The sequence below is a fragment of the Methylophilus flavus genome (assembly GCF_042678905.1).
In the GTDB taxonomy this organism is placed as follows: domain Bacteria; phylum Pseudomonadota; class Gammaproteobacteria; order Burkholderiales; family Methylophilaceae; genus Methylophilus; species Methylophilus flavus.
Genome location: NZ_JBHTLN010000001.1, coordinates 899,432 through 926,359, shown reverse-complemented (window position 1 = coordinate 926,359; position 26,928 = coordinate 899,432). Strand labels below are relative to the sequence as shown.

Sequence of the window (26,928 nt, the reverse complement as noted above, 5' to 3'; positions counted from 1 at the left end):
TATAGGAGATTAGTGATGAAGTTAAAAGCAATATTGTTAGCCAGTATGCTTGCTTTAAGCGTAAACAGTGCTTATGCAGGAAATTTTGTATCGTTAACACAAGGTGTGGGCGGAGACCTTTCCCTAGCTAATGGCGGTTTGAAAAACGGGATCAATAATCCGAACAGGGACATTTTCTACATTGAGAACCTGACCTCAACGACTTATCTGAGTGGTTACGAGTACGGTTCAGACAATGGTGTGGTCGCATCTGCATTGAATTACAGAACCTTTGCAACCACTACCGGTAATCCAACGATTTCAACAGGTACATTGTCCCTGGTTGACTGGCGCGTGACTGAAAACGTAACTTTGTTACCTGGTATTGCCCAGGCAACCGTGTTTGATTATGTCTACCGAGACAGCGCTGACGGCAAACTGGTTTTTGGTACACGTTACATGAACCTGGTTGATAACGATCAGGAAGTTAACTACCTATATCGCCAGGGCGCAGGTGACAATCCTTCAGTCGCCTGGACGTTCCTGTCCGATTTTGATCTGCGTATGTATCAGGCCGGCCAGACAAATGATTTCACTTATGACCCGGTTGTGGATTACACCAACGGTATTGTTCGTCAAAAGGCTGATATCAGCGTTTCAGAAGGTAACCCTTGGTCTGGCTTGTATCTGGTAAAAACCGATGCTGTGAATTATGGCCTCGGCGCTAACGCCATTGGATACTATCAAGCTGGTGAAGAAGGTCAGTCTGTAGTCGGTGGTTTCATGACCGGTTTCGTTGCCACTCCTGTACCGGAAGCAGAAACCTATGCCTTGATGTTGGCTGGCCTTGGCGTAGCAGGCGCTGCCGCACGTCGTCGTCAATCAAAATAATGGCTTAAGCATTTCAATACTATATGCCATGAAAAAAAGAGCGGGGAGCCAAGGCTACCCCGCCATCTAAATATCTTAATTGCGAGGAAATAATACTATGAAAGCTACTCTTTTGAAACACTCTTTGGCAGTCGCTGCGATCACTTTTGCAGCTGCAGGTTCTGTATATGCAGGGGATTTCACCACTATCTCTAACAATGGTGCCCGTACGCCTGGCAGTACCAACAACCCTGCAACTGATCCGTTCTTTATTAATGATTTGCCATCTTCCTGGACACTGAAGAACTCTGTGACCACAGATGTTTACTCACCAGTTGCTGGCAGTACTAGCCAGATTGTTGGCCAGTTTGTGGATTCTTTCTGGTACGAAGCTTCAAGTAATTCCTACATCATCGGCACCTATTTCCAGTTAACCAATGATGATCATGGCATTACTGAAATCAATTCTATCGTGCGTAGCGGTTTCGCCGACGCAACCGGTGATTTAAGTGCAGCATGGACCTATGCATCCGGCATCTACAGTGATGCTGAAGCCGGCTATCGTTTGCGTGATCCTTCACGTTCCGATTACATTGCATCTTACAATGCCGGCACCGCTGGAACAGGCGCATACTTTGATGCAGATAAAGTAGCTATCCGTACAGACGTTAGCCTGGGTGAAGATAACCCTAACAGTGGTTTGTACCTGATCAAGTTCAGTGCTGACAACTCTATCGTTGAATGGACATCAAACGCTGTGCATATCGTGCAAGGAGCATCTTCTTCTGAAGGTGGCCGTATCCGTCAGGATATGTTCCTGAGCGGTTTTGCTGTGACTATGGTTCCTGAAGCTGAAACTTATGCCATGATGATTGCAGGTCTGGCTTTGATTGGTACTATCGCACGTCGTCGTAGATCTGTTTAATTTGCTTTAAGTAGTGATAAATAAACCCGCCATCGGCGGGTTTATTTTTTTATGCGTCAGGTACGCTAGTTAGTTTTGATCTTTGGATGCCTGGATGCACTAGGGCGAAAGTTTGTCTTGTGCTTTATCCAGCCTGCGCTGTCTAAAAAAACTGCTCAAGAGCGCTCCGCATTCTTCAGCCATTAAACCTCCCACCACTTCACAGTGGTGATTGAGTTTTTGCTCAGCCATCAAATTGATCACACTGCCACAGCAGCCGGTTTTAGGGTCGCTGGCACCATAGACTAATCGAGAGATTCGCGCATGTTGAATGGCACCGCTGCACATTGCGCATGGTTCCAGTGTGACATACAAGGTGCAATCAATTAACCGATAATTGCCCAGGTATTTAGCCGCTTCACGCATAGCTTGAATCTCAGCATGTGCAGTGGGGTCGTTCAGGTTGATCGGTGCATTTCTCCCTCGGCCAATCACTTCTCCATTTTTAACCACTATGGCACCTACTGGTACTTCACCCAGGCTGGCCGCTTCTTCAGCGAGCGTAATCGCCATACGCATGTAATCATCGTCTTGCATGGCGTTATTGACTACTTGGTCTATCGGCCAGGCGGATCAGTATATAAACCAGCCCCATCGTAAATGCGCCTGCCAGCCAGATGCCGATTTCCTGATAAGTTGGCGTTGCATCTTGTACAGGCAGCACAATCAGTTTGCGTAGAAACATGACCAGAACAACCTCGACAAACGTTTCTACCAATAGCTTATGGCCGCGCAGGTAGCGGATTTCGGCGGAGATTAAGGCAGAGATGGACCATAACAACATCAAGGTGCCCAAAGCGCGTAAAAAGCCGTGTACCAGTGTGTTGGTTGAAGCGGCTTCTTTGACATCGATAAAGAATAGCCAGGTGAACATGATCACCGAGATGGCTAACGCTAAGCCGATGATGATGTGGGCTAGGCCGTTCAGCCATAGCATGGCTTTGATGGCGATGCGGTTGAGCGGTTCGAATTCTTCGGGTAGTTGTTCTTGCGACATGGCGCTTCCATCAGACAATGCAGATGGAATGATAAATCATTTGCTCAGCAATTGCTCCAGTGTCAGTTGCGAGAGCTGCTTGATGAGCCACTGCATGGCCTTACCCATATCGGCGGGGCGTTGCTGGCGCCAGGCTATAAACGTCGGCGCCACCGGTTTGGGTTCTGCCACTTGTTTAATCAGGAGCAAGCCTTGATCGGCTGCAGATTGCGCCATCTGTCTTGGTAGATAGCCGATGGCGATGCCGGAGATCTGCGCCTGCAGTTTGGTGCGCATATCCGGTACCGTCAGCGTGTCCTGGCCCGTAAGTATGCCGGATGTACGCGGAGGCAGGTTGCGTGAACTGTCAGCTGCGGCGACCACGCGGTGCTGGACAATATCATTGGCGTTTAAGGGCTCAGGCAGTAATGCCAACGGGTGGTGCGGCGCGATGGCAAACACAAATTCCAGTTGGCCCAGCAGATGGGTACCGAATCCGTTGCCGGGCGGGGAATCTCCCGGCGCGCCAATCGAGATATCTGCTCGATTGGTTTGCAAGGCATCCCAGCTACCACCGTAGACTTCGCGCAAAAGTTTAACGCGGGTGCCAAAGCCTTGCTGGTAGAAAGATTGCAGCAAGGTCAGAACGGGGTCAAAGTCGAACAGGTCACTGATAGCGATGGCGATATCAGTTTCAACACCGGTGGCGATCCTGCGCACCCTGCATTCGAGTGTCTGGGCTGCATCCAGTAAATAACGACCTTCTTTAAGTAACTCTGCACCTGCCTGGGTCAGGGTGGCGCGGTGCCCGCTGCGGTCAAACAGCTCTATGTCTAAGTCCTCTTCCAGCTTGCGTACGGTATAAGTGAGTGCTGAAGGCACGCGATACAAGGCTTCAGCGGCGGCTGCGAAGCTGCCTTTGCGGTCTATCATGTCGATGACTTCGAGCGCTTCTAGGCTGAGTTTAATGCTCATAAATTCTTAATCAAAAAAATTGAACGACTGGTGCAAAATGTTTTGCTATCAATCATCTTAGTGTTTTTTTATCATACATTTAATCTTTCAAACGGAGTGAATAAATGTTGAACATTCGCCCTTCAAACACACGTGGTTACGCCAATCATGGCTGGCTGGAAAGCTTCCACAGCTTTTCATTTTCCAGCTATTACGATCCGGCCCATATGGGGTTTTCGGTGTTGCGCGTCATCAATGACGACAAAGTTGCGCCTGGCAAAGGTTTCGGCATGCATGGCCACCAGGATATGGAGATCATTACCTATATGCTGGCAGGTGAGTTGCGCCATACCGACAGTATGGGTAACGGTTCAGTGATCCGTGCGGGTGATGTACAGCGCATGACGGCTGGCACCGGCGTCCGCCATAGCGAGATGAATGCGTCTGATGAAGCCACTGCGCATTTGTTGCAGATATGGATCACGCCTGACACATTGAATCTGGCGCCTGGCTATGAAGAAAAAACCATTTCTGTAGAAAGCAAACTGAATCGCTGGGCCCTGGTAGCCTCGCCAGATGCCTGGGATGGTTCATTAAAAGTACATCAGGATGTGACACTCTGTGCGACGGTGCTGGAGGCTGGCCACAGCCTGCCGCTGGAAGTCAGCGAAGGCCGCAGTGCCTACATGCATGTGGCGCGTGGTGAAGTGGAGATTGACGGCCAGCGCCTGGCGACTGGCGATGCGCTCAAGATTGACAGTGCGACAAAGTTGGAAATGCGTGCGCACGATGTGAGTGAAGTATTGTGGTTTGATTTGCCTGGCAGTGATGATTAATTTTGCTTTGAACAATTTTTAATTAAGGGAGTAAAAACATGACGCAAGTTTCAATTGTGTATCACAGTGGTTATGGCCATACCGCGGAGCAAGCCAAAGCCGTTGGGCGCGGTGTTGAGAAGGTGGAAGGTGTAACCCTGCATCTTCTGACAGCAGAGGAAGCCCAGCAGCAGTGGGATGTGCTGAAAACAAGTGATGCCATTATTTTCGGCAGCCCAACTTATATGGGTTCCGCAGCGGCTGCTTTTAAAACCTTTATGGAAGCCAGCTCGGAGAAATGGTACGTCCGTGAGTGGCAAGACAAGATTGCCGCGGGATTCACCACTTCTGCCAGCCAGAGTGGTGACAAGTTAAGTACATTGATCCAGTTAGCTGTGTTTGCAGCACAACATGGCATGATCTGGGTGGGGCAGGATTTGTTGCCGGGGAACAATAACAGTAAGGGGTCGGTCAACGATTTAAATCGTTTGGGTGGCTTCCTGGGTGCGATGGCGCAGGCAAATGCAGATCAGGGTCCTGAATTTGGTCCGATTCAAAGTGATTTGCTGACTGCCGAGCATTTGGGTGAACGTGTCGCTACGATTGCCAAACGGTTTTCTGAATCTAAATAACAATCCAAATTAGGGAGACATTAAATGAAAAAGTTATTCTTGGCTGTCAGTCTGTTGGCAGCTTCACAAGCCTGGGCCGCTACCGAAACCTACAATATTGATGCTGCACACAGTTTTGCCAATTTCAGCATCCGCCATGTGGTTGCCAAAACGTCCGGCACTTTTAATGATGTGACCGGTGTGATCACGCTTGATCCAGCCAACTTGAATACGGCTACCGTGCGAGCCACTATCAAGGTTGCCAGTGTGAACTCTGGTTTAGCCAAGCGCGATGAGCATATCAAAGCCGACAAATATCTGGATGCTGCCAAATACACAGAGATTCAGTTCGAAAGTACCAAGATCACTGCTTCAAACCAGAATCAGGCCATTTTACAGGGCAAGTTGACCATGCATGGCGTCACCAAACAAGTGGATATCCCTGTACGCGTACTAGGGTATGGTTCTGATCCATGGGGTGGTCAGCGTGCTGGGTTTGAAGGGCATGTGACTCTGAAGGCCTCAGATTACGGTTATGGCTGGGCGACGGGTGCTAACTCACCAGTAGGCGATGAAATTGAAGTGACCTTGTTGATTGAAGGCGTTAAAGCTAAATAACGCTGATTGATAGTAGCGAAATTACGGAGGCCAGGCGCAGATTAGCTAGGCTCCGTATTTTCGCTTTAAAGTTTCTTAAAATGCAGAGAATGGAGAGTGTATGGCATTGGATTTATTTTCCCCGGCAAAACTAGGCGCAATCAGTTTGAAAAATCGCGTGGTGATGGCACCTCTCACGCGTAATCGTGCAGGCGAGGGTGGCGTGCCGCAAGCCATTAACGTGACTTATTACGAGCAGCGCGCCACAGCGGGCCTGATTATTACCGAGGCAACACCAATTTCACCCATGGCACACGGTTACCCCGCATTGCCCGGTATTTATACCGACGCACAGATCGCAGGCTGGAAAAAAGTGACTGATGCAGTGCATTCACAGGGTGGAAAAATCGTGATTCAGTTATGGCATGTGGGCCGTATTTCTCACCCTAGTTTGTTGCCTAACCAGGCGCAGCCGGTGGCACCTTCTGCAATTAAACCGGCTGGCCAGGCGTTTACCTATCAGGGTTTGCAGGATTACGTCACCCCGCGCGCGCTTGAACTGGATGAGTTGGCTGTCATCGTGCAGGATTATGTACACGCGACACGTTGCGCGATTGCCGCAGGATTTGATGGCGTTGAAGTGCACGCAGCCAATGGCTATCTGCTCGACCAGTTTTTACGCGATGGCAGTAACCAAAGGGAAGATGCTTACGGTGGCTCGGTAGAAAACCGCGCGCGCTTGTTGCTGGAAGTGGTGCAAGCGGTAGTGGATACCATAGGTGCGGACAAAGTTGGTGTGCGTATCTCACCAGTCAACCCGTTTAACGATATGAAAGACTGTCAGCCACAGCAGACCTTTAACTATGTCGCCAATGCCTTGAACCAGTTTAACCTGGCTTATCTGCATGCGGTAGAGGGCGGCATTCATGGCGGTGGCGAGTCTGCGCCGTTTGATTTTGACGCGCTGCGTCAACTGTTTAAAAATGGCTATATTGCCAATTTGAGTTACGACAAAGCACGTGGCAATGCGGTGATCGCGAGCGGTCATGCAGATGCTGTCGCGTATGGGGTACCATTTATTGCAAATCCTGACCTGGTGGAAAGGTATGCCAAAGATGCGCCACTGAATGAAGCGGATTCTGCATCATTTTATGGTGGGAATGCACAAGGCTATACCGACTATCCGTTTTTAACCGCTTAGTTTTTTACGAGGTTTTAAACCTCCGGGCTTGTCGCTCACAGTGTGCGGGCGTAGAATTCGCGCAAAGCAAATTCAATGAGCTTACGCTCCGTACATTGTGAGTTAATTTTCTGCATGTCCCAACCTGATTCAAATATTCCTTCCAACAAATTAGTTGTCGCTAACTGGAAAATGCATGGCAACCTGGCACTGAACCAGGTGCTGATTGACGGCTATCTGCAAGGCTTGCAGTTCCTGCCGCAAGCCGATGTCGTGGTCTGTGTACCTTACCCATACTTGGCGCAGGCGCAATCATTATTGGCATCTACCCGGCTGGGCTGGGGTGCGCAGAACCTGGCCAAGTTTGAGCAGGGCGCTTACACCGGTGAAGTAGGCGCCAGCATGCTGCGTGATTTTGGCGCGCAATATGTGATTATCGGGCATTCCGAGCGCAGTACTGCCTATTGCGAGTCGGATGAGAATATTGCCGAAAAAATGATGGTTGCCAAACGCCATGGCCTGAAGCCGATTCTGTGTGTCGGGGAAACCTTGCTGGAGCGTGAAGCCGGGGTGATGGAGCGTGTGGTTGGCAAGCAGCTGGAGACCATTATTCGCCTGTTTGGTGGTGAGGCGTTTGCCGATACGATTGTTTCATACGAGCCGATTTGGGCAATTGGTACCGGATTGGCGGCCACCGCAGAACAGGCAGTTGCCATGCACCAGTTTATCCGTGACACGGTGGCAAGTGCCGATAAATCAGCCTCCACCTCGTTAAAAATCCTGTACGGGGGCAGCGTAAATCCACAAAATGCGGTACAATTATTAAATCAGAAGGAAATAGATGGTGCGCTGATCGGCCGTTGCTCATTAGATGTCGAGCAATTTATAAAAATATGTCAGGCCGTCCCTGTAAAATAGTACCTCTAGCTAAATAACATAGCGTGCCACAAGCACAATTGTTATTCATTTATCGGATTAAAGGATTATGGAAAACGTCATTCTCGTCATTCATGTGTTGGCAGCTGCTTCAGTGATTGGCCTGGTCTTATTACAGCACGGCAAAGGCGCTGACATGGGTGCAGCGTTCGGAAGTGGTGCCTCAGGTAGTCTGTTCGGGGTTTCCGGCTCTTCCAATTTGCTCAGTAAGCTGACATCGATTTTTATTACAGTATTTTTTGCAACCAGTTTGACGCTGGCATTTATGTCCAGCAATAAAGCGGGTTCTGGCAGCGTGGTGAAAGCCCCGTTGACACAACAGGCTCCGGCCAAAGGCGAAGCAGTTGAACCTGCCAAGCCGGTTGAAAATACACCCAAAGATATTCCCAATTAATTTTTAAGCCGTCGTGGTGGAATTGGTAGACACGCTATCTTGAGGGGGTAGTGACGAAAGTTGTGCGAGTTCGAGTCTCGCCGACGGCACCAGTGACGTCATGCTTGATCTGCCTGTAGTTTGATTGCAGATTCCGCGACGTTGGCTGTTTGGGAAGTGTTTGCTTGGGCGTGTTTCGTGTGTGCTTGTCAGACCGTGTGGTTTGCAGTGAAATGACTTGTTAACATGATCGATGAAGGCAATCAGTGTTAGAAAATTATTTCCCGATTTTGATGTTTACCCTGGTGGGCTTGGGCGTTGGCCTGGGGCCGCTTATCGCTGGTAAACTTGTCTCTCCGCATCGACCTGACGCGGAAAAAAACTCTCCTTATGAATGCGGCTTTGAAGCGTTTGAAGACGCGCGTATGAAATTTGACGTGCGCTATTACCTGGTCGCCATTCTGTTTATCCTGTTTGATCTCGAAATTGCTTTTCTCTTCCCATGGGCGATCGTCATCCAGGAAATTGGTCCGGCTGGCTTTTGGGCAATGATGGTGTTCCTGTTTGTGCTGGTGGTCGGCTTCATCTTTGAGTGGATGAAGGGTGCTCTGGAATGGGATTAACTGGAATAGAGTTGATGGAAGTGGGGTTGATGCTATGAGCATTGAAGGCGTACTGGAAAAAGGCTTTGTTACCACCACCCTGGATACGGTGATTAACTACACGCGAACCGGTTCATTATGGCCAATGACCTTTGGTCTGGCATGTTGTGCAGTAGAAATGATGCACGCAGGTGCAGCCCGTTACGATCTGGACCGCTTCGGGATTGTCTTCCGCCCCAGCCCGCGCCAATCAGATGTGATGATAGTCGCCGGCACACTGGTGAACAAAATGGCGCCAGCCCTGCGTAAAGTGTATGACCAGATGGCAGAGCCACGCTGGGTCATCTCCATGGGCAGCTGTGCCAATGGTGGTGGTTACTATCATTATTCCTATGCAGTGGTGCGCGGTTGCGACCGCATTGTGCCGGTAGATGTGTATGTGCCCGGTTGTCCGCCAACAGCTGAAGCCTTGCTCTACGGCATTATCCAGCTGCAGAAGAAAATCAAACGCACTAATACTATCGCCAGAACCTAACTAGCCAGCCCAAGAAATTACACTATGTCAGCAAAACTAGAACATTTGTCCGCACAGCTCAAGCTAGCCTTGGGTGATGGCGTAGTGAAGCTGGAGCAAAAGCTGGGCGAAATCACTGTTGAAGTGCACGTGAAGCACTTGCTGGCAGTGGCTGACAAACTGAGAACCCACGCCGAGCTCAGGTTTGAACAACTGATTGATTTGTGTGGCGTGGATTATTCCGACTATGCTGACGGCCGCTGGGAAGGGCCGCGCTTTGCAGTGGTGTTGCATTTGTTATCAGTCGGTTTGAACCAGCGTGTGCGCATCCGCGCATTCGCTACCGATGATGATTTTCCTGTATTCCCGACTTTGGTGGATGTCTGGCCGGTAGCCAACTGGTTCGAGCGTGAAGCATTTGACCTGTATGGCCTGATGTTTGAAAACCATCCTGACTTACGTCGCCTGCTGACAGATTACGGTTTTGTCGGCCACCCGTTCCGTAAAGATTTCCCCATGATAGGTAACGTGGAAATGCGCTATGACCCGGTGCAGCAGCGTGTCGTCTATCAGCCGGTATCGATTGATCCGCGTAACAATGTGCCGCGCCTGATCCGTGATGAAGGAAAGCATCATGGTTAATCGCTTAAGCATGTCAATCAATCACAGTCATTCATTCTTTTTTCAAAGTTCTGCCTTTGCATTGGCTGAATATTGCATGTTTGGGGCTTGCTAGCTATGGCAGAAATCAAGAATTACACCATGAACTTCGGCCCGCAACACCCGGCGGCGCATGGTGTGTTGCGTTTGGTGCTGGAACTGGATGGCGAAGTGATCCAGCGTGCTGATCCGCATATTGGTCTATTGCATAGAGCCACGGAAAAGCTGGCTGAAAATCGCACTTACCTGCAAAGCGTGCCGTATATGGACCGCCTGGATTATGTATCCATGATGGCCAACGAGCATGCCTATGTGATGGCGATTGAGAAAATGCTGGGGCTGGAAGTCCCCGTACGTGCCCAGTACATCCGCGTTATGTTTGACGAAATTACCCGTATCCTCAATCACCTGTTATGGCTGGGTGCGCATGCGCTGGATGTGGGCGCGATGACGGTATTTCTGTACGCTTTCCGTGAGCGTGAGGATTTGTTCGATGTGTATGAGGCCGTTTCCGGCGCGCGTATGCATGCGGCCTATTACCGTCCGGGCGGTGTGTACCGTGATCTGCCGGAAAGAATGCCGCAGCACCAAACCACCAAATTCCGTAGCGATGCAGAAATCAAAAAGCTGAATGAGAACCGCCAGGGTTCCATGCTTGATTTTATTGAAGACTTTACCAACCGTTTCCCTACTTACGTAGACGAATACGAAACTCTGCTGACCGATAACCGTATCTGGAAACAGCGTACGGTGGGCATAGGCGTGGTGACACCTGAGCGTGCATTAGCATTGGGACTTACTGGCGCGATGTTGCGTGGTTCAGGGATTGCCTGGGATTTGCGCAAGAAACAACCTTATGAAGTCTATGACAAAATGGATTTCGATATTCCGTTGGGTGTGAACGGCGACTGTTATGACCGCTACCTGGTGCGCGTGGAAGAAATGCGTCAGTCCAACCGTATTATCAAACAATGTATAGACTGGCTACGTGTCAATCCAGGCCCGGTCATCACGGATGATAACAAGGTTGCGCCGCCTAACCGCGAAGGCATGAAAACCAATATGGAAGACTTGATTCACCATTTCAAGTTGTTCACTGAAGGTTTTCACGTACCGGTAGGCGAAGCCTATGCAGCGATTGAACATCCTAAAGGTGAGTTTGGTATTTACATGGTGTCTGATGGCGCCAACAAGCCTTACCGTCTGAAAATACGGGCGCCTGGGTTTGCACATCTGGCCGCGCTGGATGAAATGACCAGGGGACATATGATTGCCGACCTTGTGGCGATTATTGGTACACAAGATATTGTGTTCGGCGAAATCGACAGGTAACCCGATTAGCGTGATACACCCGGATCGAAGAGATATTAAGGTACAAGCATGTTAAGTGCAGCATCTATTGAGAAGATTGAATACGAACTGTCCAAGTATCCTAAAGACAGGCGCCAGGCGGCAGTAATGTCCGCATTGCGCATTGTGCAAATGGAGCGTGGCTGGTTATCCAAGGAAAGTATTTCAGAGGTGGCAAAATATTTGCGCATCCCGGAAATTGCGGCACTGGAAGTGGCCACTTTCTACAATATGTATGACCTGGAACCGGTCGGCGAACACAAGATCACCATTTGTACCAATATCTCCTGCATGCTACGTGGCTCGGATGAAATTGTGGAACACCTGCAACACAAACTAGGTGTTGGCTTTAATGAGGTCACCGCCGATGGCAAGTTCTGTTTGAAAGAAGGCGAGTGTATGGGCTGTTGTGGTGGCGCGCCATTGCTGCATGTGAATAATAGCCAGATGCATGAATTTTTGACCACTGAAAAAGTGGACGCGCTCATCAATGAGCTAAACAAGGGCTGAAGGAACTGTTAATGGCAAATACTTCAACTACCTCAATCAAGCAGACTACAGCTCATCAGGCACCTGTGGTGAAAACGGATCTGGCCGGGCAAACCCTGGTGACCTTACGTACGCTGACAGAAGAAAATCCTGCTTCACTTGCCACGTATGAAAAACTGGGCGGTTATGTTCAGCTCAAGCGACTGGTAGCAGAAAAAACCAAAGCGCCGGAAATCATCAGCCAGATCAAAGTCTCCAACTTGCGCGGACGTGGGGGTGCTGGTTTCCCCACTGGCCTGAAGTGGAGCTTTATGCCGCGTTATTACGATGGCACCAAATACCTGGTATGTAATTCCGATGAGGGTGAGCCAGGCACATTTAAAGACCGCGACATTATCCGCTATAACCCACATCAATTGATTGAAGGTATGGCGATTGCGGCTTATACACTGGGCGCACGCGTCGGATATAACTATATTCACGGTGAGATCTGGCAGGATTACGAGATATTTGAAGCCGCACTGGCAGAAGCGCGCGAAGCGGGCTATCTCGGTGAAAACCTGTTTGATACCAACTTCAGTTTTGATTTGTACGCCGTCCATGGTTACGGCGCCTATATCTGTGGCGAAGAAACCGCGCTGATTGAATCCATCGAAGGCAAAAAAGGCCAGCCACGTTTCAAGCCACCATTTCCAGCCAGTTATGGTGTATTTGGCAAACCAACTAACGTCAACAATACCGAAAGCTATACCTCAATCCCGTGGATTATGCAGCATGGCGGCCAGGCATTTGCCGATCTGGGAGTGCCTAACTCCGGCGGCAGCAAGCTGTTCTCGGTATCAGGCCATGTTGAAAAACCTGGCAATTACGAAATAAAAATGGGCACGCCTTTTAAAGACCTGCTGGAAATGGCGGGCGGTATCTGGAAAGGCCGCCAGCTTAAAGCGGTCATCCCTGGCGGCCCTTCTACTGCAGTGATGCCAGCGAGCGCGATTGAAAATGCCACTATGGATTACGATGGCCTGAGTAAAGCCGGTTCCAGCCTGGGTGCGGGTTCCATGATTGTGATGGATGAAACCACCTGCATGGTGAAAACACTCAAGCGCCTGAGCTATTTCTTCTACGAAGAAAGTTGTGGTCAATGTACACCATGCCGTGAAGGTACCGGCTGGGTTTACCGCATCATCGAGCGTATCGTGAATGGCAAAGGCAAGATGGAAGACCTGGATCTGTTGACTGATTTAAGCAATAACATTTCCGGCCGCACCATTTGTGCGCTTGGCGATGCAGCGGCAACCCCGGTGTTGAGCTTTATCAAGCATTTTCGCCCCGAGTTTGAGTATTACATCCAGCATGGTAAATCCATGATAGACGGTAAATAAAAATCTATTTTTGAGACCAGCTCAACAAATAAATTTTAGAGATAGCAGACATGTTAAATATCGAAATTGACGGCAAACCACTAGAGGTCGAACACGGCAGCACCATTATTGATGCTGCGGATGCGGTTGGCATTGCCATCCCGCGGTTCTGCTATCACAAGAAACTGTCGGTCGCCGCCAACTGCCGTATGTGCCTGGTGCAGGTTGAAAAGTTTAATAAGCCGCTGCCAGCCTGCGCCACGCCAGTGGCGGATGGCATGAAGATTTTCACTCGCAGCAAAGCTTCGGTCGAAGCACAAAAGAGCGTGATGGAATTTCTGCTGATCAACCACCCGCTGGATTGCCCGATCTGTGACCAGGGTGGCGAGTGTGATTTGCAGGATATCGCGGTGGCTTATGGTGCTTCAGGTTCACGTTACACCGAAGAAAAACGCGTGGTATTCAACAAGAATATAGGCCCGCTGGTCAGCACCGATATGACGCGTTGCATCCAGTGTACCCGTTGCGTGCGCTTCCTCAAGGAAGTCGGTGGCATGCAGGAGCTTGGCCTTGTGAATCGTGGCGAACATGCTGAAATTACTGCGTATGTTGATCAATCCGTTAACTCCGAACTCAGTGGCAACATTATTGATTTATGCCCGGTCGGTGCGCTGACCAGCAAGCCATTCCGCTATTCGGCGCGCAGCTGGGAGCTGGTACGCCGTCCTTCGATTGCACCGCACGATGGCCTGGGTTCGCATGTTGAAGTGCATGTCAAAGATAACAAAGTCATGCGCATATTGCCGCGTGAAAAAGAATCGATCAACGAATGCTGGCTGTCTGACCGTGACCGTTTCTCCTACGAAGGCCTGAATAGCCCGGACCGCCTGAAAGTGCCTATGATCAAGCACAACGGGCAATGGCAGGAGACTGACTGGAAAACCGCACTGGAATTTGCGGCTGGCCAACTGAAAGATATCACCAAGCAATACGGTGGTGAAGCACTGGGTGTGCTGGTTTCACCAAACAGCACCATGGAAGAAGGTTACCTGATCAAGCAACTGGCCGATGGCCTGGGTTGTGGCAATGTAGATTACCGTTTGCGCCAGACTGACTTCCGCCTGGATGGAAAACGTACTGGTACGCCCTGGATGGGCTGCAATATCCAGGAAATCGAAGAGCTGGACCGTATTCTGCTCATCGGGTCCAATATCCGTAACGAGCACCCGTTGCTGGCACAGCGTATCCGCAAGGCCGTTGCCAATGGCGCCGAACTGAGTATCGTCAGCCCACTTGATAACGATCCGTTGATGGATATCGCACACAAAGTGATCGTGCGTCCTAACGATATGGTGAACGTGCTTGGCCAGATTTTAAAAGGCATGTCCGGCCTGCAAAAACTCTCGTTGTGCCTGCCTCCGGCTTTGAATCAATTACTTGAAGAGATCAAGGTACGTCCAAATACGCAAAAAATTGCGGAAAGCCTGGCCGGTATCCGCGAAGACCTCATCCTGATTGCGCCTAAAGTCGGTATTTTCCTCGGCAATATGGCACTGAGTGACCCACGCTTTACCGAGATGTACAGCATGGCGGAAGCGATTGGCGGTATCAGTGGTGCGAAGGGTGGCATTTTGCCACCGGCTGCCAATAGCACAGGCATGCATATGATAGGGGTAATGCCTGCAGCCACCGGCATGCATGCGCGTGCCATGCTGGAGGTACCGCGCAAGGCTTACCTGTTATTGAATATCGAACCGGAACTGGATTGCCAGCACGCTGCATTAGCAAATGATGCCATGGCGAAAGCCGAGTGCGTGGTGGCATTAACCGCGTACAAGTCTTCGGCTCTGGAAAATGCCGATATCCTGTTGCCGATTGCGCCTTTTACAGAAACCTCGGGTACTTTTATGAGTATGGAAGGCCGCGTACAAAGCTTTCAGGCAGTCACGCGTCCATTAGGCGAATGCCGTCCTGGCTGGAAAGTCTTACGTGTATTGGCCAATACCTTGGGGCTGCCAGGATTTGACTACAACAGTTCGGAAGAAGTGAAAAATGCAGTCTTCAATGGCGAGAAGCCTTCGACTGTGGTTTGGCGTAGCCTGAACAACAACCTGAAAGAACTGGTTGAAATTCAGGTCAATATCAAGAAATTGGGTTTGCAACGCATCGGTGAGGTGCCGCAATATGAGTTTGACCCGATTGTGCGTCGTTCCAATCCTCTGCAAAAAACCAAATACAACATTCGTCCCATGGCGCGTATGCATGGCGACCAGCTGGCTGAATTAGGCTTGCAGGATGGCGATATTGTGGTGGCACGCCAGGATAAAGGCAGTGCGGTATTGAAAGTGCGCCTGGATAACCATGTGGCCAAAGGCTGCGTACGTGTCGCAGCTGCACACCCGTTGACTGTTGGCCTGGGTGACCTGATGGGTGATATCACCATTGAAAAAGCGGCGGTCGAGCAAGTCGCGATTTACGAAAAACAACTGACCGAGATGGCATAACATGCAATTCTTCTCTGAATTATTTGGATCCTACTGGCCAGATGTGCAAATGGTGACATGGACACTGGCAAAAATTGTTGCCATCGTGCTGCCATTAATGATTTGCGTCGCTTACCTGACTTATTTTGAGCGTAAGGTGATTGGTTACATGCAGGTGCGCATAGGGCCTAACCGTGTCGGCCCGTTTGGTTTGTTGCAACCGGTAGCCGATGCCTTAAAACTGTTGTTTAAAGAAATCATCCTTCCCACCGCCTCCAATAAAGTGCTGTTTTTTATTGGCCCGATTTTAACCATTGCCCCGGCATTTGCTGCCTGGGCGGTGATTCCATTTGATGCAACGCTGGTATTAGCCAATATCGACGCAGGATTGCTGTATATCCTGGCCATGACCTCTGTGGCTGTCTATGGCGTGATCATTGCCGGTTGGGCATCCAACTCCAAATATGCATTCCTGGGCTCTCTACGTTCAGCCGCACAAATCGTTTCTTATGAAATCGCCATGGGTTTCACCCTGGTTGGCGTGCTGATGTGTGCCAACTCCCTTAACCTGGGCAAAATCGTGATGGGACAGGAGGGCGGTTTCTGGCACTGGTACTTTATTCCATTGTTCCCGCTGTTTATCGTGTACTTCATCAGTGCCGTCGCCGAGACTAACCGCGCACCGTTTGATGTGGCAGAAGGTGAGTCCGAGATTGTGGCCGGTTTCCATGTGGAATATTCCGGCATGGCATTCGCGGTGTTCTTCCTGGCGGAATATGCCAACATGATTTTGGTGTCCATGCTGGCCGCCTTGATGTTCCTGGGCGGCTGGTTGTCACCCGTGCCGTTCTTGCCGGATAGCATTTTGTGGCTGCTGGCAAAAGTCGCTTTCCTGTTGTTTATGTTTTTATGGTTCCGCGCGACTTTCCCGCGTTACCGCTATGACCAGATCATGCGCCTGGGCTGGAAAGTGTTTATTCCAATCACGCTGGTATGGATAGTCGTGGTAGCCGCCATGATGCAAACGCAGTGGGCTTATTTGTTCCATTAATGAATTTCAAACTTTGGACAATGCACATACAGGGATAACAGAAACCTTACCATGTTGAACGCGATTAAAAATACATTAGGCAGTTTGATGTTATGGGAAATGCTGAAAGGCATGGCCCTGACAGGACGCTATTTCTTTGCCAAGAAAATCACTATCCAATACCCTGAAGAGCGCACGCCGCAATCGAACCGTTTCCGTGGCCTGCATGCCTTGCGCCGTTACCCTAATGGTGAAGAGCGTTGCATCGCCTGCAAATTGTGCGAAGCAGTGTGCCCGGCGATGGCGATCACCATCGAATCTGACCAGCGTGAAGATGGCAGCCGCCGGACTACCCGTTACGATATTGACCTGACCAAGTGTATTTTCTGTGGTTTTTGTGAAGAGTCCTGCCCGGTAGACAGTATTGTTGAGACGCGTATTTTTGATTACCACGGCGAGCAGCGTGGTGACTTGTTATATACCAAAGAAATGTTGCTGGAAGTGGGCGATAAATATGAGGCGGAAATCGCTGCTGATCGTACCCAGGACAAAGCGTATCGCTAGGCGCGGACAGGAAAATCCATGATATTTACCGATGTAGTTTTTTATGTGCTGGCAGCCATCCTGTTGTTTTCCGGCATCCGCGTGATTACCACCCGTAACCCGGTACATGCTGCCTTATTTCTTGTGTTGGCGTTCTTCACGGCAGCCGGTATCTGGCTGTTGCTGGAAGCGGAGTTCCTCGCCATTGCGCTGATACTGGTCTATGTGGGCGCAGTGATGGTGCTGTTCCTGTTTGTGGTCATGATGCTGGATATCAATCTGGACAAGCTGCGCGAAGGGTTTTGGGAATACCTGCCCATGGCGGGTTTGATTGGTCTGCTGATGGTGGTGGAAATGACACTGGTGCTGGCGGATAAAAACCTGCAACCCAGCCAGGCAGTAGAGTTGCCTGCTAATTACAGTAACACCGCTGCCTTGGGCAAAGTGCTGTATACAGACTATCTGTTACCGTTTGAACTGGCGGCTGTTGTGCTGCTGGTCGCCATGATTGCCGCCATTGTGCTTACGCTGCGTGAGCGCAAGGATAATAAATCCATGAACCCATCCGAACAGGTCAAAGTGAAGCGTAACGACAGGCTGCGTATTGTTTCCATGCCAGCTGAGGTAGAACCACCAGAACCTGTACCAGCACCGGCTAAAGAGGAGAAAAAATAATCATGGTCGGTTTGTCTCATTACCTGATTTTAGGTGCGTTGATGTTTGCCATCAGCGTGATTGGTATTTTCCTTAACCGTAAAAACGTGATCATTCTACTCATGGCGATTGAGCTGATGCTGCTGGCGGTGAACCTGAATTTCATTGCCTTCTCCCATTACCTCAACGATATTGCCGGCCAGGTATTTGTGTTTTTCATACTGACAGTGGCGGCCGCTGAATCAGCGATAGGCCTTGCCATCCTGGTCGTGCTGTTCCGCAATCTGCATACCATCAATGTTGACGATCTGGATCAGTTAAAAGGTTAAGTGTAATGACAATAAAACAAATCCTGATATTGATCCCGATACTGCCATTACTGGCAGCGGCAATCGTCGGCTTATTCCGTAACTTCCTGCCACGCTGGGCTGCGCATGTTATTACCATTGCCGGTGTTGGCGCTGCGTTTGCGCTTTCTGTCAGCATACTTAACCAAACACTGGACGGTTTTACCCTGAATGAATCGGTCTACACATGGTTGAATTCAGGCGACATCCATTTTGAAGTCGGTTTCCTGATCGATAACCTGAGTGCCATGATGATGGTAGTAGTGACTTTCGTGTCATTAATGGTACATATATACACGATTGGTTATATGCATGAAGACCCTGGCTACAGCCGCTTCTTCAGCTATATCTCCCTGTTTACTTTCTCCATGCTGATGCTGGTGATGAGTAACAACTTCATGCAGCTGTTTTTCGGCTGGGAAGCAGTAGGTCTGGTGTCTTACCTGCTGATCGGTTTCTGGTTTACGAGACCCACGGCGATTTATGCCAACCTGAAGGCTTTCCTGGTTAACCGGGTAGGCGACTTTGGTTTCCTGCTGGGCATAGGTATGGTGCTGTATTACTTCGGTAGCCTGGATTACGCTACTGTATTTGAGCGTGCGCCTTCATTAGCAGAAACACAGGTGAATATTCTGGGAAGCTGTTCCTGGTCCTTGATGACGGTGACTTGCCTGCTATTGTTTGTTGGTGCGATGGGTAAATCGGCGCAAGTGCCATTGCATGTCTGGCTGCCGGATTCCATGGAAGGCCCGACACCAATCTCGGCCCTGATTCACGCGGCAACCATGGTGACCGCCGGTATTTTTATGGTGGCGCGTATGTCGCCGCTGTATGAATTATCAACCACTGCCTTATCTACAGTGATGGTGATAGGCGCCATTACTGCCTTGTTTATGGGCTTTCTCGGCATTATCCAGAACGACATTAAACGTGTGGTGGCTTATTCCACCCTGTCACAGCTGGGTTATATGACAGTCGCGCTTGGCGCTTCAGCTTATTCAGTGGCGATTTTCCACCTGATGACACACGCCTTCTTCAAGGCATTGTTATTCCTGGGCGCGGGTTCAGTGATTATGGGTATGCACCACGACCAGGATATCCGTAATATGGGTAACCTGAAAAAATACCTGCCGATTACCTGGATCACTTCGCTGATAGGTTCGCTGGCCTTGATAGGTACACCTTTCTTCTCCGGTTTTTATTCCAAAGACAGCATTATTGAGGCAGTGGAGTTATCACATATCCCCGGTAGTGGCTTTGCCTACTTTGCCGTGATCGTCGGTGTATTTGTCACTGCGTTTTATTCTTTCCGTTTATATTTTCTGGTCTTTCATGGCGAGGAGAAGTGGCGCGTTGCATCGCATGCACATGCCGACCAGAGTTATGGTGCACATGGCCCTGATGCGCACGATGAGCATGCTGAAGCGCACCATGATGACGACCATGCCCACGATGATGCGCATCACCACGGCTTAGGCCCGAATGACAATCCGCATGAGCCAGGCTGGGTAGTGACTCTGCCTTTGATCTTGCTGGCGATTCCATCTTTGGTGATTGGCTATTTTGCCTTGGAACCAATGGTGTTTGGCGAGTTTTTCAAAAACGTGATTTTTGTCAATGCTGAAACACATCCTGCAATGGAGCATCTGGCACATCATTACCATGAGTTTATGCATAGCCCGGCCGGTATGGCGATTCATGGTTTTGCCAGCCTGCCGTTTATCCTTGCTGCTTCTGGCGTGTTGCTGTCATGGTTCTTCTACATGAAACGCCCTGATATTCCTGCTGCGATCAAACAGCGCTTCAACCTGATTTACCGCATACTGGATAACAAATACGGTTTCGACAGCTTTAACGAGAAGTTCTTTGCCGGTGGCTCACGTTACCTGGGGCGCTTGCTATGGAAGTTTGGTGATATCACCCTGATTGATGGCGCCATGGTCAATGGCACCGCCAGGACCATGGGCAAGATTGCTGCCAGATTACGTAATGTGCAATCAGGCTTAATTTATCACTACGCTTTTGCAATGATCATAGGCGTATTCCTTCTCATGACTTTCTTTATAAAAATCAATTAATGATGCAAGCCGACCTCACAAGTATTTCATGGTTAAGTCTGGCCATCTGGCTACCGGTATTCTCCGGTGTGCTGGTATTGCTGCTCGGGGGCGACCATAAGGCGACACTGACGCGCTGGCTGGCGCTGGCGGGTAGCCTGGCCAGTTTCCTGGTCACCATTCCGCTGTATACGCTGTTTGACGTTCAGGATGGCTTCTTCCAGTTTGAAGAGTTATTGCCATGGATCCCGGCTTTTAATATGCACTATCACCTTGGCATCGATGGCTTCTCCATGCCCTTGGTGCTTCTGACCAGCTTTACTACCGTGATTGTGGTACTGGCAGGCTGGGAAGTGATTACCAAACATGTCGCGCAATATATGGCGGCGTTTCTCATCATGAGCGGCATCATGATAGGCGTGTTCACTTCGCTTGATGCGATTCTCTACTACGTGTTCTGGGAGGCGATGCTGATTCCCATGTTCCTGGTGATCGGTATCTGGGGCGGGCCTAACCGTGTGTATGCCACGGTCAAGTTTTTCCTGTATACCTTGCTTGGGTCCTTGTTGATGCTGGTGGCATTTATCCATCTGTATCACCAGACCGGCAGTTTTGAACTGGCTGATTACTACTTGCTGCCATTGAGTATGCAGGCACAGATTTATATCTTTATCGCCTTCTTTATGGCCTTTGCCGTGAAGATCCCGATGTGGCCGGTACATACATGGTTGCCGGATGCACACGTGGAAGCACCTACCGGCGGTTCCGTGGTGCTGGCAGCGATTGCGCTGAAACTGGGTGGTTATAGTTTCCTGCGTTTTGCCATGCCGATTGCGCCGGATGCTTCACATTACTTTAGTACCGCCATGATTGTGCTGTCATTGATCGCTGTGGTCTACATTGCTTTGGTCGCTTTGGTGCAAACCGATATGAAGAAACTGATCGCTTACTCTTCTATCTCGCACATGGGCTTTGTGACACTGGGTTTCTTTATGTTCGGCCAGCTGGCGCTGGAAGGGGCGGTGATGCAGATGATCTCGCACGGCTTTATCTCTTCTGCCATGTTCCTGAGTGTGGGTGTGCTGTATGACCGCGTGCACAGCCGTGAGATTTCAGCCTATGGCGGTGTTGCCAATAAGATGCCGGTATTTGCCGGATTCGCGGTGCTGTTTGCCATGGCGAACAGTGGCCTGCCCGGTACCTCAGGCTTTGTCGGTGAGTTTATGGTGATCCTGGCCGCCGTGAAGTTTAATTTCTGGGTAGGTTTCGCGGCTGCCACCACACTGATTTTTGGCGCAGCCTATACCTTGTGGATGACCAAGCGGGTGTTTTTCGGCGATGTTACCAACCACCATGTAGCTGAACTGACAGATTTGAATAAACGCGAATTCCTGATCCTCGGTATTCTGGCTATTTTAGTGATTGGCTTTGGTCTGTATCCACAACCGATTACTGAAGTCATGCAGGCGACCAGTAGCGAATTCCTGAAACACATGGCGATTTCCAAATTGCCGGTCACAGGCTATTAAGGCAGGATGTTAGAAAATGGATAATATGCAATTCGATTTGCTCGCCCTGTTGCCGGAACTGGTATTACTGGGCATGGCCATGTTTATTTTGCTGCTGGATTTATTTATCCTGCCGCAAAACCGCTCCATTATTTATGGCCTGAGCCAGTTCACACTGTTTGCAGCGGCATTCTTTACGTTTAAAACCCATACCCCTGCGGTCGGCTTTGCCTTCTCGCACATGTTTATCGACGATACGCTGTCAGACGTGATCAAGATGATGATGTATCTGGGCACGTCATTGATCTTTGTCTACAGTCGTAAATACCTGCAAGACCGCAATCTCTACCGTGGTGAGTTTTACGCCATGGTGCTGTTTGGTTTGCTGGGCATGATGATCATGGTGTCAGGTCATAACCTGCTGCTTATCTATATCGGGCTTGAATTACTTTCACTGTGCCTGTATTCACTGGTGGCCTTCGACCGCGACAATCCTAAAGCTTCCGAAGCCGCCATGAAGTACTTCGTGCTGGGTGCACTGGCATCAGGCATGTTGTTGTATGGCATGAGCATGATCTACGGCATGACAGGTAGCCTGGATGTCAGTGACATTGCTAACAGCATCCTGCAGCAAAACAAGAGCCCGGTATTGATCATGGGTTTGGTGTTCCTGGTCTCTGGCATCGCCTTTAAATTTGGTGCTGTGCCTTTCCAGATGTGGGTGCCGGATGTGTATCAGGGTTCGCCAACACCGATGACGTTGTTGATCGGCTCCGTGCCCAAACTGGCAGCATTTGCGATGACGGTGCGCTTGCTGGTGCAAGGCCTGCATCCGCTGGCGCAAGACTGGCAGGATATGTTGATGCTGATGGCGATCCTGTCCATCATCATTGGTAACTTCAGTGCCATCGTACAAACCAACCTCAAGCGCATGCTGGCGTATTCCACCATCTCGCATGTCGGCTTTATCCTGTTCGGCATGATGAGCGCGAACGCCAACGGCTTTGCCTCCAGCTTTTTCTATATCAGCACTTATGTACTGACCTCGATTGCCGGTTTCGGCATTATCCTGTTGTTGAGTCGCCAAGGGTTTGAGGCAGAAGAAATTGATGACCTGAAAGGCTTGAATCAGCGGCATCCGTGGTTCGCTTTCCTGATGCTGATCATTATGTTCAGTATGGCCGGTATTCCGCCTACCATTGGTTTCTATGCCAAGTTCACCGTGTTGCAGGCTGCATGGCAGGCCGGGTTTACCTGGCAGGTGGTGCTGGCAGTATTGATGGCAGTGATTGGTGCTTTCTACTACCTGAATATCGTACGTAAAATGTATTTTGATGCGCCGGTAGATAACTCACCACTGACTGCCCCGGTAGATATGCGTTTTATGCTGAGCGTACATTCGCTGGCATTGCTAGGTCTGGGCTTGTTCCCTGAAATTCTGCTTAGCGTCTGTGGACGCAGCCTGTTGATGAGCCTGCAATAATGCTAACCAAGCTTTTATATCTGGTATTGATGTTATTCATGGCCAATCTGGGCTGGATCTCGGATAAATGGCTGGGCATTGCCGGTCATATCACCCAATTATGGCAACGCTTTGCAGTGCTGTTGCCAGCTTACTTTATCACGCTGGTGATCGCCTATTTTGTTGAGCAGCTGGTCATGGGCCAGGTCTGGCCTCAGGGCTGGGAGTTTTACAGTATTACCGTCTGCCTGTTCCTGGTATTTTCGTTCCCTGGCTTTGTCTACCGCGTGTTGTGGAAGTAGTTCCTGACTATATAGCCGAGTCACATTAACTTCACGAATCCTTCACGATAGTTTCAAGCATCTCAGTCAGACTACGATCACCTAAGTAGTCGGCTAACCCCAGCAGCACCGAGGTTAGCCCCGGAAAGGACCTGAGATGCTAAAACTACAACAAACGTTGGGATGGGTGCAGGCTGTGGATAGCCGGTTGTGTGTCAAAGTCAGCCATACCGGCCAATATAGACTCATACGTCATTTTTTCCGCGCTATCTCGCGCATGGGCGACGGCATGTTCTGGTATCTGCTGATGCTGGTGATTGCTGTGACGCAAGGGCAACACGGTTTATATGTCTGCCTGCAAATGCTCACTGTTGGCCTCACCGGCACTTTAGTCTATAAATGGTTAAAGCATAGAACCAGCCGCCCAAGGCCATTCCAGGTGCGCCAGGATGTATTACTCAGCGGTACACCTCTGGACTATTTCAGTTTCCCGTCGGGTCATACGCTGCACGCTGTGGCATTCGGCATGGTCGCCGTGCAGCATTATCCGCAGCTATTTCCTATTATTTATCCCTTTGTGGTATTGGTCGGTATGTCACGGGTGGTGCTAGGACTACATTACCCAAGTGATGTGTTGGCCGGTGCCGGGATAGGGTATCTGTTGGTGGCCCTGTATTCACCGCTGTTTTAAGCTGGCTTTTCATAAAAAACGGATGCAGTGGCATCCGCTTTTTATGTGTTCATGACAATTTCAAACTTGACTGCATCTTGGTTCTATCGCCGACTACGATAGTTTGATAGTCCAAATATAGCGTTTACAAATGATTGATACGGGCAATGACAGACGCCATTTCCTGGTCTTGTTCACGACCGCTCTCACGCAGTCCTTGTATCACGCCCAGCTGGTTTTCAACAGGCTGGTTCTGGCTAACCTTGTATTTACCGCTTAAGTGCGTGATCTCTATTTCAATTCCCACAACTGCCTGTATCAGCTGATCAATAAACGAAGGTGGCGCATCTGCCATTTGCCACGGCTTTTCAAGTCCGGCCTCGTGCTCCGCAGTCAACATTTCAAGGTGCGCGCGCAGCCATTCGGCATCATCCATCACTTTCAATTTACCAGATGCATGCACAACCACATAATTCCATGTGGGGACCACCATGCCTGTGCGTGCTTTGCTTGCGTACCAGGAAGGGGCAATATAAGCATTGGGACCATGAAAAATGGCCAGCACTTCTTCACCACCATTGATTGCTCTACCTAGTGGGTTGGCTCTGGCGATATGGCCGCTTAAAATACCTGATCCATACTCTTGCCGGGTAAAGTGCAATGGCAAATGGTTGGCATCCAGATCGCTGCCTGATACATGGGATACCAGTGTTGCGAGCGGATAAGCACGTATCGCCGCATGTAAGGTCGCATGATCAGTTTCGGAAAAGTTTTTTGGAATATACATTGCTAATGTTACTCATAGGACTAAAGCGGAAGAAGCTGGCCCCTGACCAGCACCAATTTCTGCTGTGCCTGCGTACTATCACTACACGGAGTGCCTGCAGAGAGATTTTTTAGGCATGCCTCACTTTGTTGTGCATTTGCAGTCACCGCTGAATCAAAAGGCATATCTGGCACATGCATGAGTAAAGTCGTCGTCACCACGACACTGATGATGAGATATTTCATATTGGGGTCTTCCGTAATAATGGTCGCATCATAACGGCGATAGCATGTACACTACAGGTACAATTTAAAGAACAATCAAAAGCACTGTACAGGGTCTTTTACCATGCCAGTTACGCAAGCACTGATTACATTGAATCCGTTAGAGTCCGTCCCGCTGGTTGAGCAAGTCGTGACCGGCATCAAACAATTAGTGGAGCAGCGAGTACTGCGCGCAGGGACGCGCTTGCCTTCTATCCGCGATTTCGCCGTGCAGCACGGCATCAGCCGCTTTACCGTAGTCGATGCCTACGACAGGCTGGTTGCACTCGGGTATTTGCTCTCAAGGCGCGGCTCGGGGTTTTATGTCGCTTCTCTGGCAAAAGCCGAAGAAACTGCTCCACAGGCAACTTTTCTGGAACGGGCAGATGATGTGTTGTGGTTATTGCATAATACTTTCAGGGATGTCCCCGATGTGGTGAGGCCAGGCTGTGGCTGGTTGCCAAGTGATTGGCTGGATGAAAAAGTCATTCAAAAGAGCTTGCATGAGCTGTCACGCAAGTCCGGTGCATTTTTAACTGCTTACGGTGATGTCAGCGGCTACCTGCCTCTGCGCCAGCAATTGTCTCAAAAGAACCTTACCGATATAGGCATCAGTGCCGATACGCAGCAGATCATCATGACCAATGGTGCCTCGCACGGGCTTGACCTGGTGGCCAGGTTGTTTATCCAGCCCGGAGATGTGGTGCTGGTAGATGATCCGGGCTATTACACCTTGTTCGGCTACCTGAAATCGCTGGGTGCCAGGCTGATAGGCGTACCACGCCTGGTCAATGGTCCGGATATCACCGTACTGCAACAGCATCTTGAAACCTATAAACCCAAGCTTTTCTTTACCAATACTGTATTACATAACCCCACCGGCACCAGTACCAGTGCAGCCATTGCCCACCAGCTACTACAACTGGCGGAAAAATTTGGCTTATATATTGTGGAGGATGATATCTATGGTGATTTTCACTCGCAGCATGCGACGCGACTGGCCGCGCTGGATCAGCTGAATCGTGTCATTTACGTCAGCAGCTATTCCAAAACCATTTCCGCCAGCATGCGGGTTGGTTTTATTGCATGCCATCGCGAGCTGGCGATGCGCTTGCTGGACCTGAAATTGCTGACAGGCCTGACCACCTCGGAAATCAATCAGCGCATCATGTACCAGATCCTGGTCGAAGGGCGTTACCGCAAGCACATTGAAAAAATACGCACACTGCTGGAAATCAAGAGAGGGCAGGTGATCCGGGATTTAGAAGCCTGTGGTTTACATATTCATGCCGAACCAGCTGGCGGTATGTTTGTGTGGGCGCAGCTTGCGGATGAACGTAACGCTGCTGAAGTGGCGACTGTGGCATCCAAACAAAATATCATGCTGGCACCGGGGAATTTATTCAGGCCTTATCAGGAGCCATCGTCATGGTTGCGCTTTAATGTGGCGCATTGCGATGAGCCCAGGATTTTTGCATTATTGAGCTCGCTTTAAGTACAAAATATGGCTGGATATCACCCATATTTCAGTCAAAAAGGCATGTTGAATAGTTGCTTTTATGTCCTGCAGGCCTTGAAATCTAATGATTTTTTTGATTTTTAAAACGTTTATCAAATTTTTGTTGCCAATCTC

General features: G+C 49.8%; 30 protein-coding genes and 1 tRNA gene. 26 read left to right on the top strand and 5 right to left on the bottom strand.

The genetic code is table 11. The features are described from left to right. Nucleotides 1-15 precede the first annotated feature (15 nt). Both ACFQ2T_RS04350 and ACFQ2T_RS04345 read left to right on the top strand, forming a co-directional pair. Complete coding sequence (locus ACFQ2T_RS04350; RefSeq protein ID WP_379031005.1) at nt 16-870, top strand: PEP-CTERM sorting domain-containing protein; 855 nt, start codon at nt 16-18, stop codon at nt 868-870. Nucleotides 871-967: 97 nt separating this feature from the next. Continuing rightward, nucleotides 968-1,774 carry a PEP-CTERM sorting domain-containing protein gene (locus ACFQ2T_RS04345; protein WP_379031002.1) on the top strand — a complete coding sequence of 269 codons (807 nt, stop codon included), beginning with the start codon at nt 968-970 and terminating at the stop codon, nt 1,772-1,774. Nucleotides 1,775-1,873: 99 nt separating this feature from the next. Here ACFQ2T_RS04345 and tadA read toward each other — a convergent pair whose 3' ends face one another. From tadA to ACFQ2T_RS04330, 3 genes are read right to left on the bottom strand one after another with little or no spacing between them, the layout of a single operon-like run. Then, entirely contained in the window at nt 1,874-2,350 is a 477-nt protein-coding gene (tadA, locus tag ACFQ2T_RS04340; protein WP_379030999.1) for a tRNA adenosine(34) deaminase TadA, read from the bottom strand. A gap of 4 nt (nt 2,351-2,354) precedes the next feature. After that, a complete protein-coding gene (locus ACFQ2T_RS04335) occupies nt 2,355-2,810 on the bottom strand; it encodes a phosphate-starvation-inducible PsiE family protein (RefSeq protein ID WP_379030997.1) in 456 nt (151 codons plus the stop codon). Between the two features lie 36 nt (nt 2,811-2,846). Then, complete coding sequence (locus ACFQ2T_RS04330) at nt 2,847-3,764, bottom strand: LysR family transcriptional regulator (RefSeq protein WP_379030994.1); 918 nt, start codon at nt 3,762-3,764, stop codon at nt 2,847-2,849. 104 nt (nt 3,765-3,868) lie between these two features. Between ACFQ2T_RS04330 and ACFQ2T_RS04325 the strand changes: the two genes are divergently transcribed. The 23 genes from ACFQ2T_RS04325 (at nt 3,869) to ACFQ2T_RS04215 (ending at nt 24,287) form a co-directional block, all read left to right on the top strand. Next, nucleotides 3,869-4,579 (top strand): pirin family protein, encoded by a 711-nt coding sequence (locus tag ACFQ2T_RS04325; protein WP_379030991.1) that lies wholly within the window; start codon nt 3,869-3,871, stop codon nt 4,577-4,579. Nucleotides 4,580-4,617: 38 nt separating this feature from the next. Further along, complete coding sequence (locus ACFQ2T_RS04320) at nt 4,618-5,190, top strand: flavodoxin family protein (RefSeq protein ID WP_379030988.1); 573 nt, start codon at nt 4,618-4,620, stop codon at nt 5,188-5,190. A 24-nt stretch (nt 5,191-5,214) separates the two neighbouring features. Continuing rightward, nucleotides 5,215-5,787, top strand: coding sequence for a YceI family protein (locus tag ACFQ2T_RS04315; protein WP_379030985.1), 573 nt, complete (start codon nt 5,215-5,217; stop codon nt 5,785-5,787). A gap of 100 nt (nt 5,788-5,887) precedes the next feature. Beyond that, nucleotides 5,888-6,967: an alkene reductase gene (locus ACFQ2T_RS04310; protein WP_379030982.1), complete on the top strand. Its 1,080-nt coding sequence runs from the start codon at nt 5,888-5,890 to the stop codon at nt 6,965-6,967. A gap of 114 nt (nt 6,968-7,081) precedes the next feature. After that, nucleotides 7,082-7,864 carry a triose-phosphate isomerase gene (gene tpiA / locus ACFQ2T_RS04305; RefSeq protein ID WP_379030979.1) on the top strand — a complete coding sequence of 261 codons (783 nt, stop codon included), beginning with the start codon at nt 7,082-7,084 and terminating at the stop codon, nt 7,862-7,864. Nucleotides 7,865-7,931: 67 nt separating this feature from the next. Next, nucleotides 7,932-8,276, top strand: coding sequence for a preprotein translocase subunit SecG (gene secG, locus ACFQ2T_RS04300; protein ID WP_379030976.1), 345 nt, complete (start codon nt 7,932-7,934; stop codon nt 8,274-8,276). 7 nt (nt 8,277-8,283) lie between these two features. Next, nucleotides 8,284-8,368 (top strand) — tRNA-Leu (locus ACFQ2T_RS04295). A gap of 153 nt (nt 8,369-8,521) precedes the next feature. Further along, complete coding sequence (locus tag ACFQ2T_RS04290; protein WP_379030973.1) at nt 8,522-8,878, top strand: NADH-quinone oxidoreductase subunit A; 357 nt, start codon at nt 8,522-8,524, stop codon at nt 8,876-8,878. 34 nt (nt 8,879-8,912) lie between these two features. Beyond that, on the top strand, nt 8,913-9,392 hold the full coding sequence (locus ACFQ2T_RS04285; RefSeq protein WP_055825969.1) for a NuoB/complex I 20 kDa subunit family protein: 480 nt from the start codon (nt 8,913-8,915) through the stop codon (nt 9,390-9,392). A gap of 24 nt (nt 9,393-9,416) precedes the next feature. Beyond that, a complete protein-coding gene (locus ACFQ2T_RS04280; protein ID WP_379030969.1) occupies nt 9,417-10,013 on the top strand; it encodes an NADH-quinone oxidoreductase subunit C in 597 nt (198 codons plus the stop codon). Nucleotides 10,014-10,109: 96 nt separating this feature from the next. Next, nucleotides 10,110-11,363, top strand: coding sequence for an NADH-quinone oxidoreductase subunit D (locus ACFQ2T_RS04275; protein WP_379030966.1), 1,254 nt, complete (start codon nt 10,110-10,112; stop codon nt 11,361-11,363). Between the two features lie 48 nt (nt 11,364-11,411). Beyond that, nucleotides 11,412-11,891: an NADH-quinone oxidoreductase subunit NuoE gene (gene nuoE, locus ACFQ2T_RS04270; RefSeq protein ID WP_379030963.1), complete on the top strand. Its 480-nt coding sequence runs from the start codon at nt 11,412-11,414 to the stop codon at nt 11,889-11,891. An 11-nt stretch (nt 11,892-11,902) separates the two neighbouring features. Further along, nucleotides 11,903-13,252, top strand: a complete 1,350-nt coding sequence (nuoF, locus tag ACFQ2T_RS04265; protein WP_379030960.1) for an NADH-quinone oxidoreductase subunit NuoF — start codon at nt 11,903-11,905, stop codon at nt 13,250-13,252. Between the two features lie 50 nt (nt 13,253-13,302). Continuing rightward, entirely contained in the window at nt 13,303-15,735 is a 2,433-nt protein-coding gene (gene nuoG / locus ACFQ2T_RS04260; protein WP_379030957.1) for an NADH-quinone oxidoreductase subunit NuoG, read from the top strand. A gap of 1 nt (nt 15,736) precedes the next feature. Continuing rightward, nucleotides 15,737-16,765 carry an NADH-quinone oxidoreductase subunit NuoH gene (gene nuoH / locus ACFQ2T_RS04255; protein ID WP_379030954.1) on the top strand — a complete coding sequence of 343 codons (1,029 nt, stop codon included), beginning with the start codon at nt 15,737-15,739 and terminating at the stop codon, nt 16,763-16,765. Between the two features lie 51 nt (nt 16,766-16,816). After that, nucleotides 16,817-17,308, top strand: coding sequence for an NADH-quinone oxidoreductase subunit NuoI (gene nuoI / locus ACFQ2T_RS04250; RefSeq protein ID WP_379030951.1), 492 nt, complete (start codon nt 16,817-16,819; stop codon nt 17,306-17,308). A gap of 18 nt (nt 17,309-17,326) precedes the next feature. Next, nucleotides 17,327-17,962, top strand: coding sequence for an NADH-quinone oxidoreductase subunit J (locus ACFQ2T_RS04245; RefSeq protein ID WP_379030948.1), 636 nt, complete (start codon nt 17,327-17,329; stop codon nt 17,960-17,962). A gap of 2 nt (nt 17,963-17,964) precedes the next feature. After that, nucleotides 17,965-18,270 carry an NADH-quinone oxidoreductase subunit NuoK gene (nuoK, locus tag ACFQ2T_RS04240; protein WP_055825950.1) on the top strand — a complete coding sequence of 102 codons (306 nt, stop codon included), beginning with the start codon at nt 17,965-17,967 and terminating at the stop codon, nt 18,268-18,270. A gap of 5 nt (nt 18,271-18,275) precedes the next feature. Continuing rightward, nucleotides 18,276-20,366: an NADH-quinone oxidoreductase subunit L gene (gene nuoL, locus ACFQ2T_RS04235; protein ID WP_379030945.1), complete on the top strand. Its 2,091-nt coding sequence runs from the start codon at nt 18,276-18,278 to the stop codon at nt 20,364-20,366. Then, nucleotides 20,366-21,874: an NADH-quinone oxidoreductase subunit M gene (locus ACFQ2T_RS04230; RefSeq protein ID WP_379030942.1), complete on the top strand. Its 1,509-nt coding sequence runs from the start codon at nt 20,366-20,368 to the stop codon at nt 21,872-21,874. The genes nuoL and ACFQ2T_RS04230 overlap by 1 nt, the downstream gene beginning before the upstream one ends. Nucleotides 21,875-21,890: 16 nt before the next feature. Beyond that, nucleotides 21,891-23,336: an NADH-quinone oxidoreductase subunit NuoN gene (gene nuoN, locus ACFQ2T_RS04225; protein ID WP_379030939.1), complete on the top strand. Its 1,446-nt coding sequence runs from the start codon at nt 21,891-21,893 to the stop codon at nt 23,334-23,336. Beyond that, nucleotides 23,336-23,617, top strand: a complete 282-nt coding sequence (locus ACFQ2T_RS04220) for a DUF2818 family protein (RefSeq protein WP_379030936.1) — start codon at nt 23,336-23,338, stop codon at nt 23,615-23,617. Before nuoN ends, ACFQ2T_RS04220 begins: the two co-directional genes overlap by 1 nt. 136 nt (nt 23,618-23,753) lie before the next feature. Beyond that, the gene (locus ACFQ2T_RS04215) at nt 23,754-24,287 is read left to right on the top strand and encodes a phosphatase PAP2 family protein (protein WP_379030933.1); all 534 of its coding nucleotides are present in this window, start codon (nt 23,754-23,756) and stop codon (nt 24,285-24,287) included. 124 nt (nt 24,288-24,411) lie between these two features. Here the strand turns inward: ACFQ2T_RS04215 and ACFQ2T_RS04210 are convergent, their stop codons facing one another. Beyond that, nucleotides 24,412-25,053: an FMN-binding negative transcriptional regulator gene (locus ACFQ2T_RS04210; protein ID WP_379030931.1), complete on the bottom strand. Its 642-nt coding sequence runs from the start codon at nt 25,051-25,053 to the stop codon at nt 24,412-24,414. Nucleotides 25,054-25,073: 20 nt separating this feature from the next. Next, complete coding sequence (locus ACFQ2T_RS04205; RefSeq protein WP_379030928.1) at nt 25,074-25,277, bottom strand: hypothetical protein; 204 nt, start codon at nt 25,275-25,277, stop codon at nt 25,074-25,076. Nucleotides 25,278-25,380: 103 nt separating this feature from the next. Between ACFQ2T_RS04205 and ACFQ2T_RS04200 the strand changes: the two genes are divergently transcribed. After that, on the top strand, nt 25,381-26,790 hold the full coding sequence (locus tag ACFQ2T_RS04200; RefSeq protein WP_379030926.1) for an aminotransferase-like domain-containing protein: 1,410 nt from the start codon (nt 25,381-25,383) through the stop codon (nt 26,788-26,790). Nucleotides 26,791-26,928: the final 138 nt, after the last annotated feature.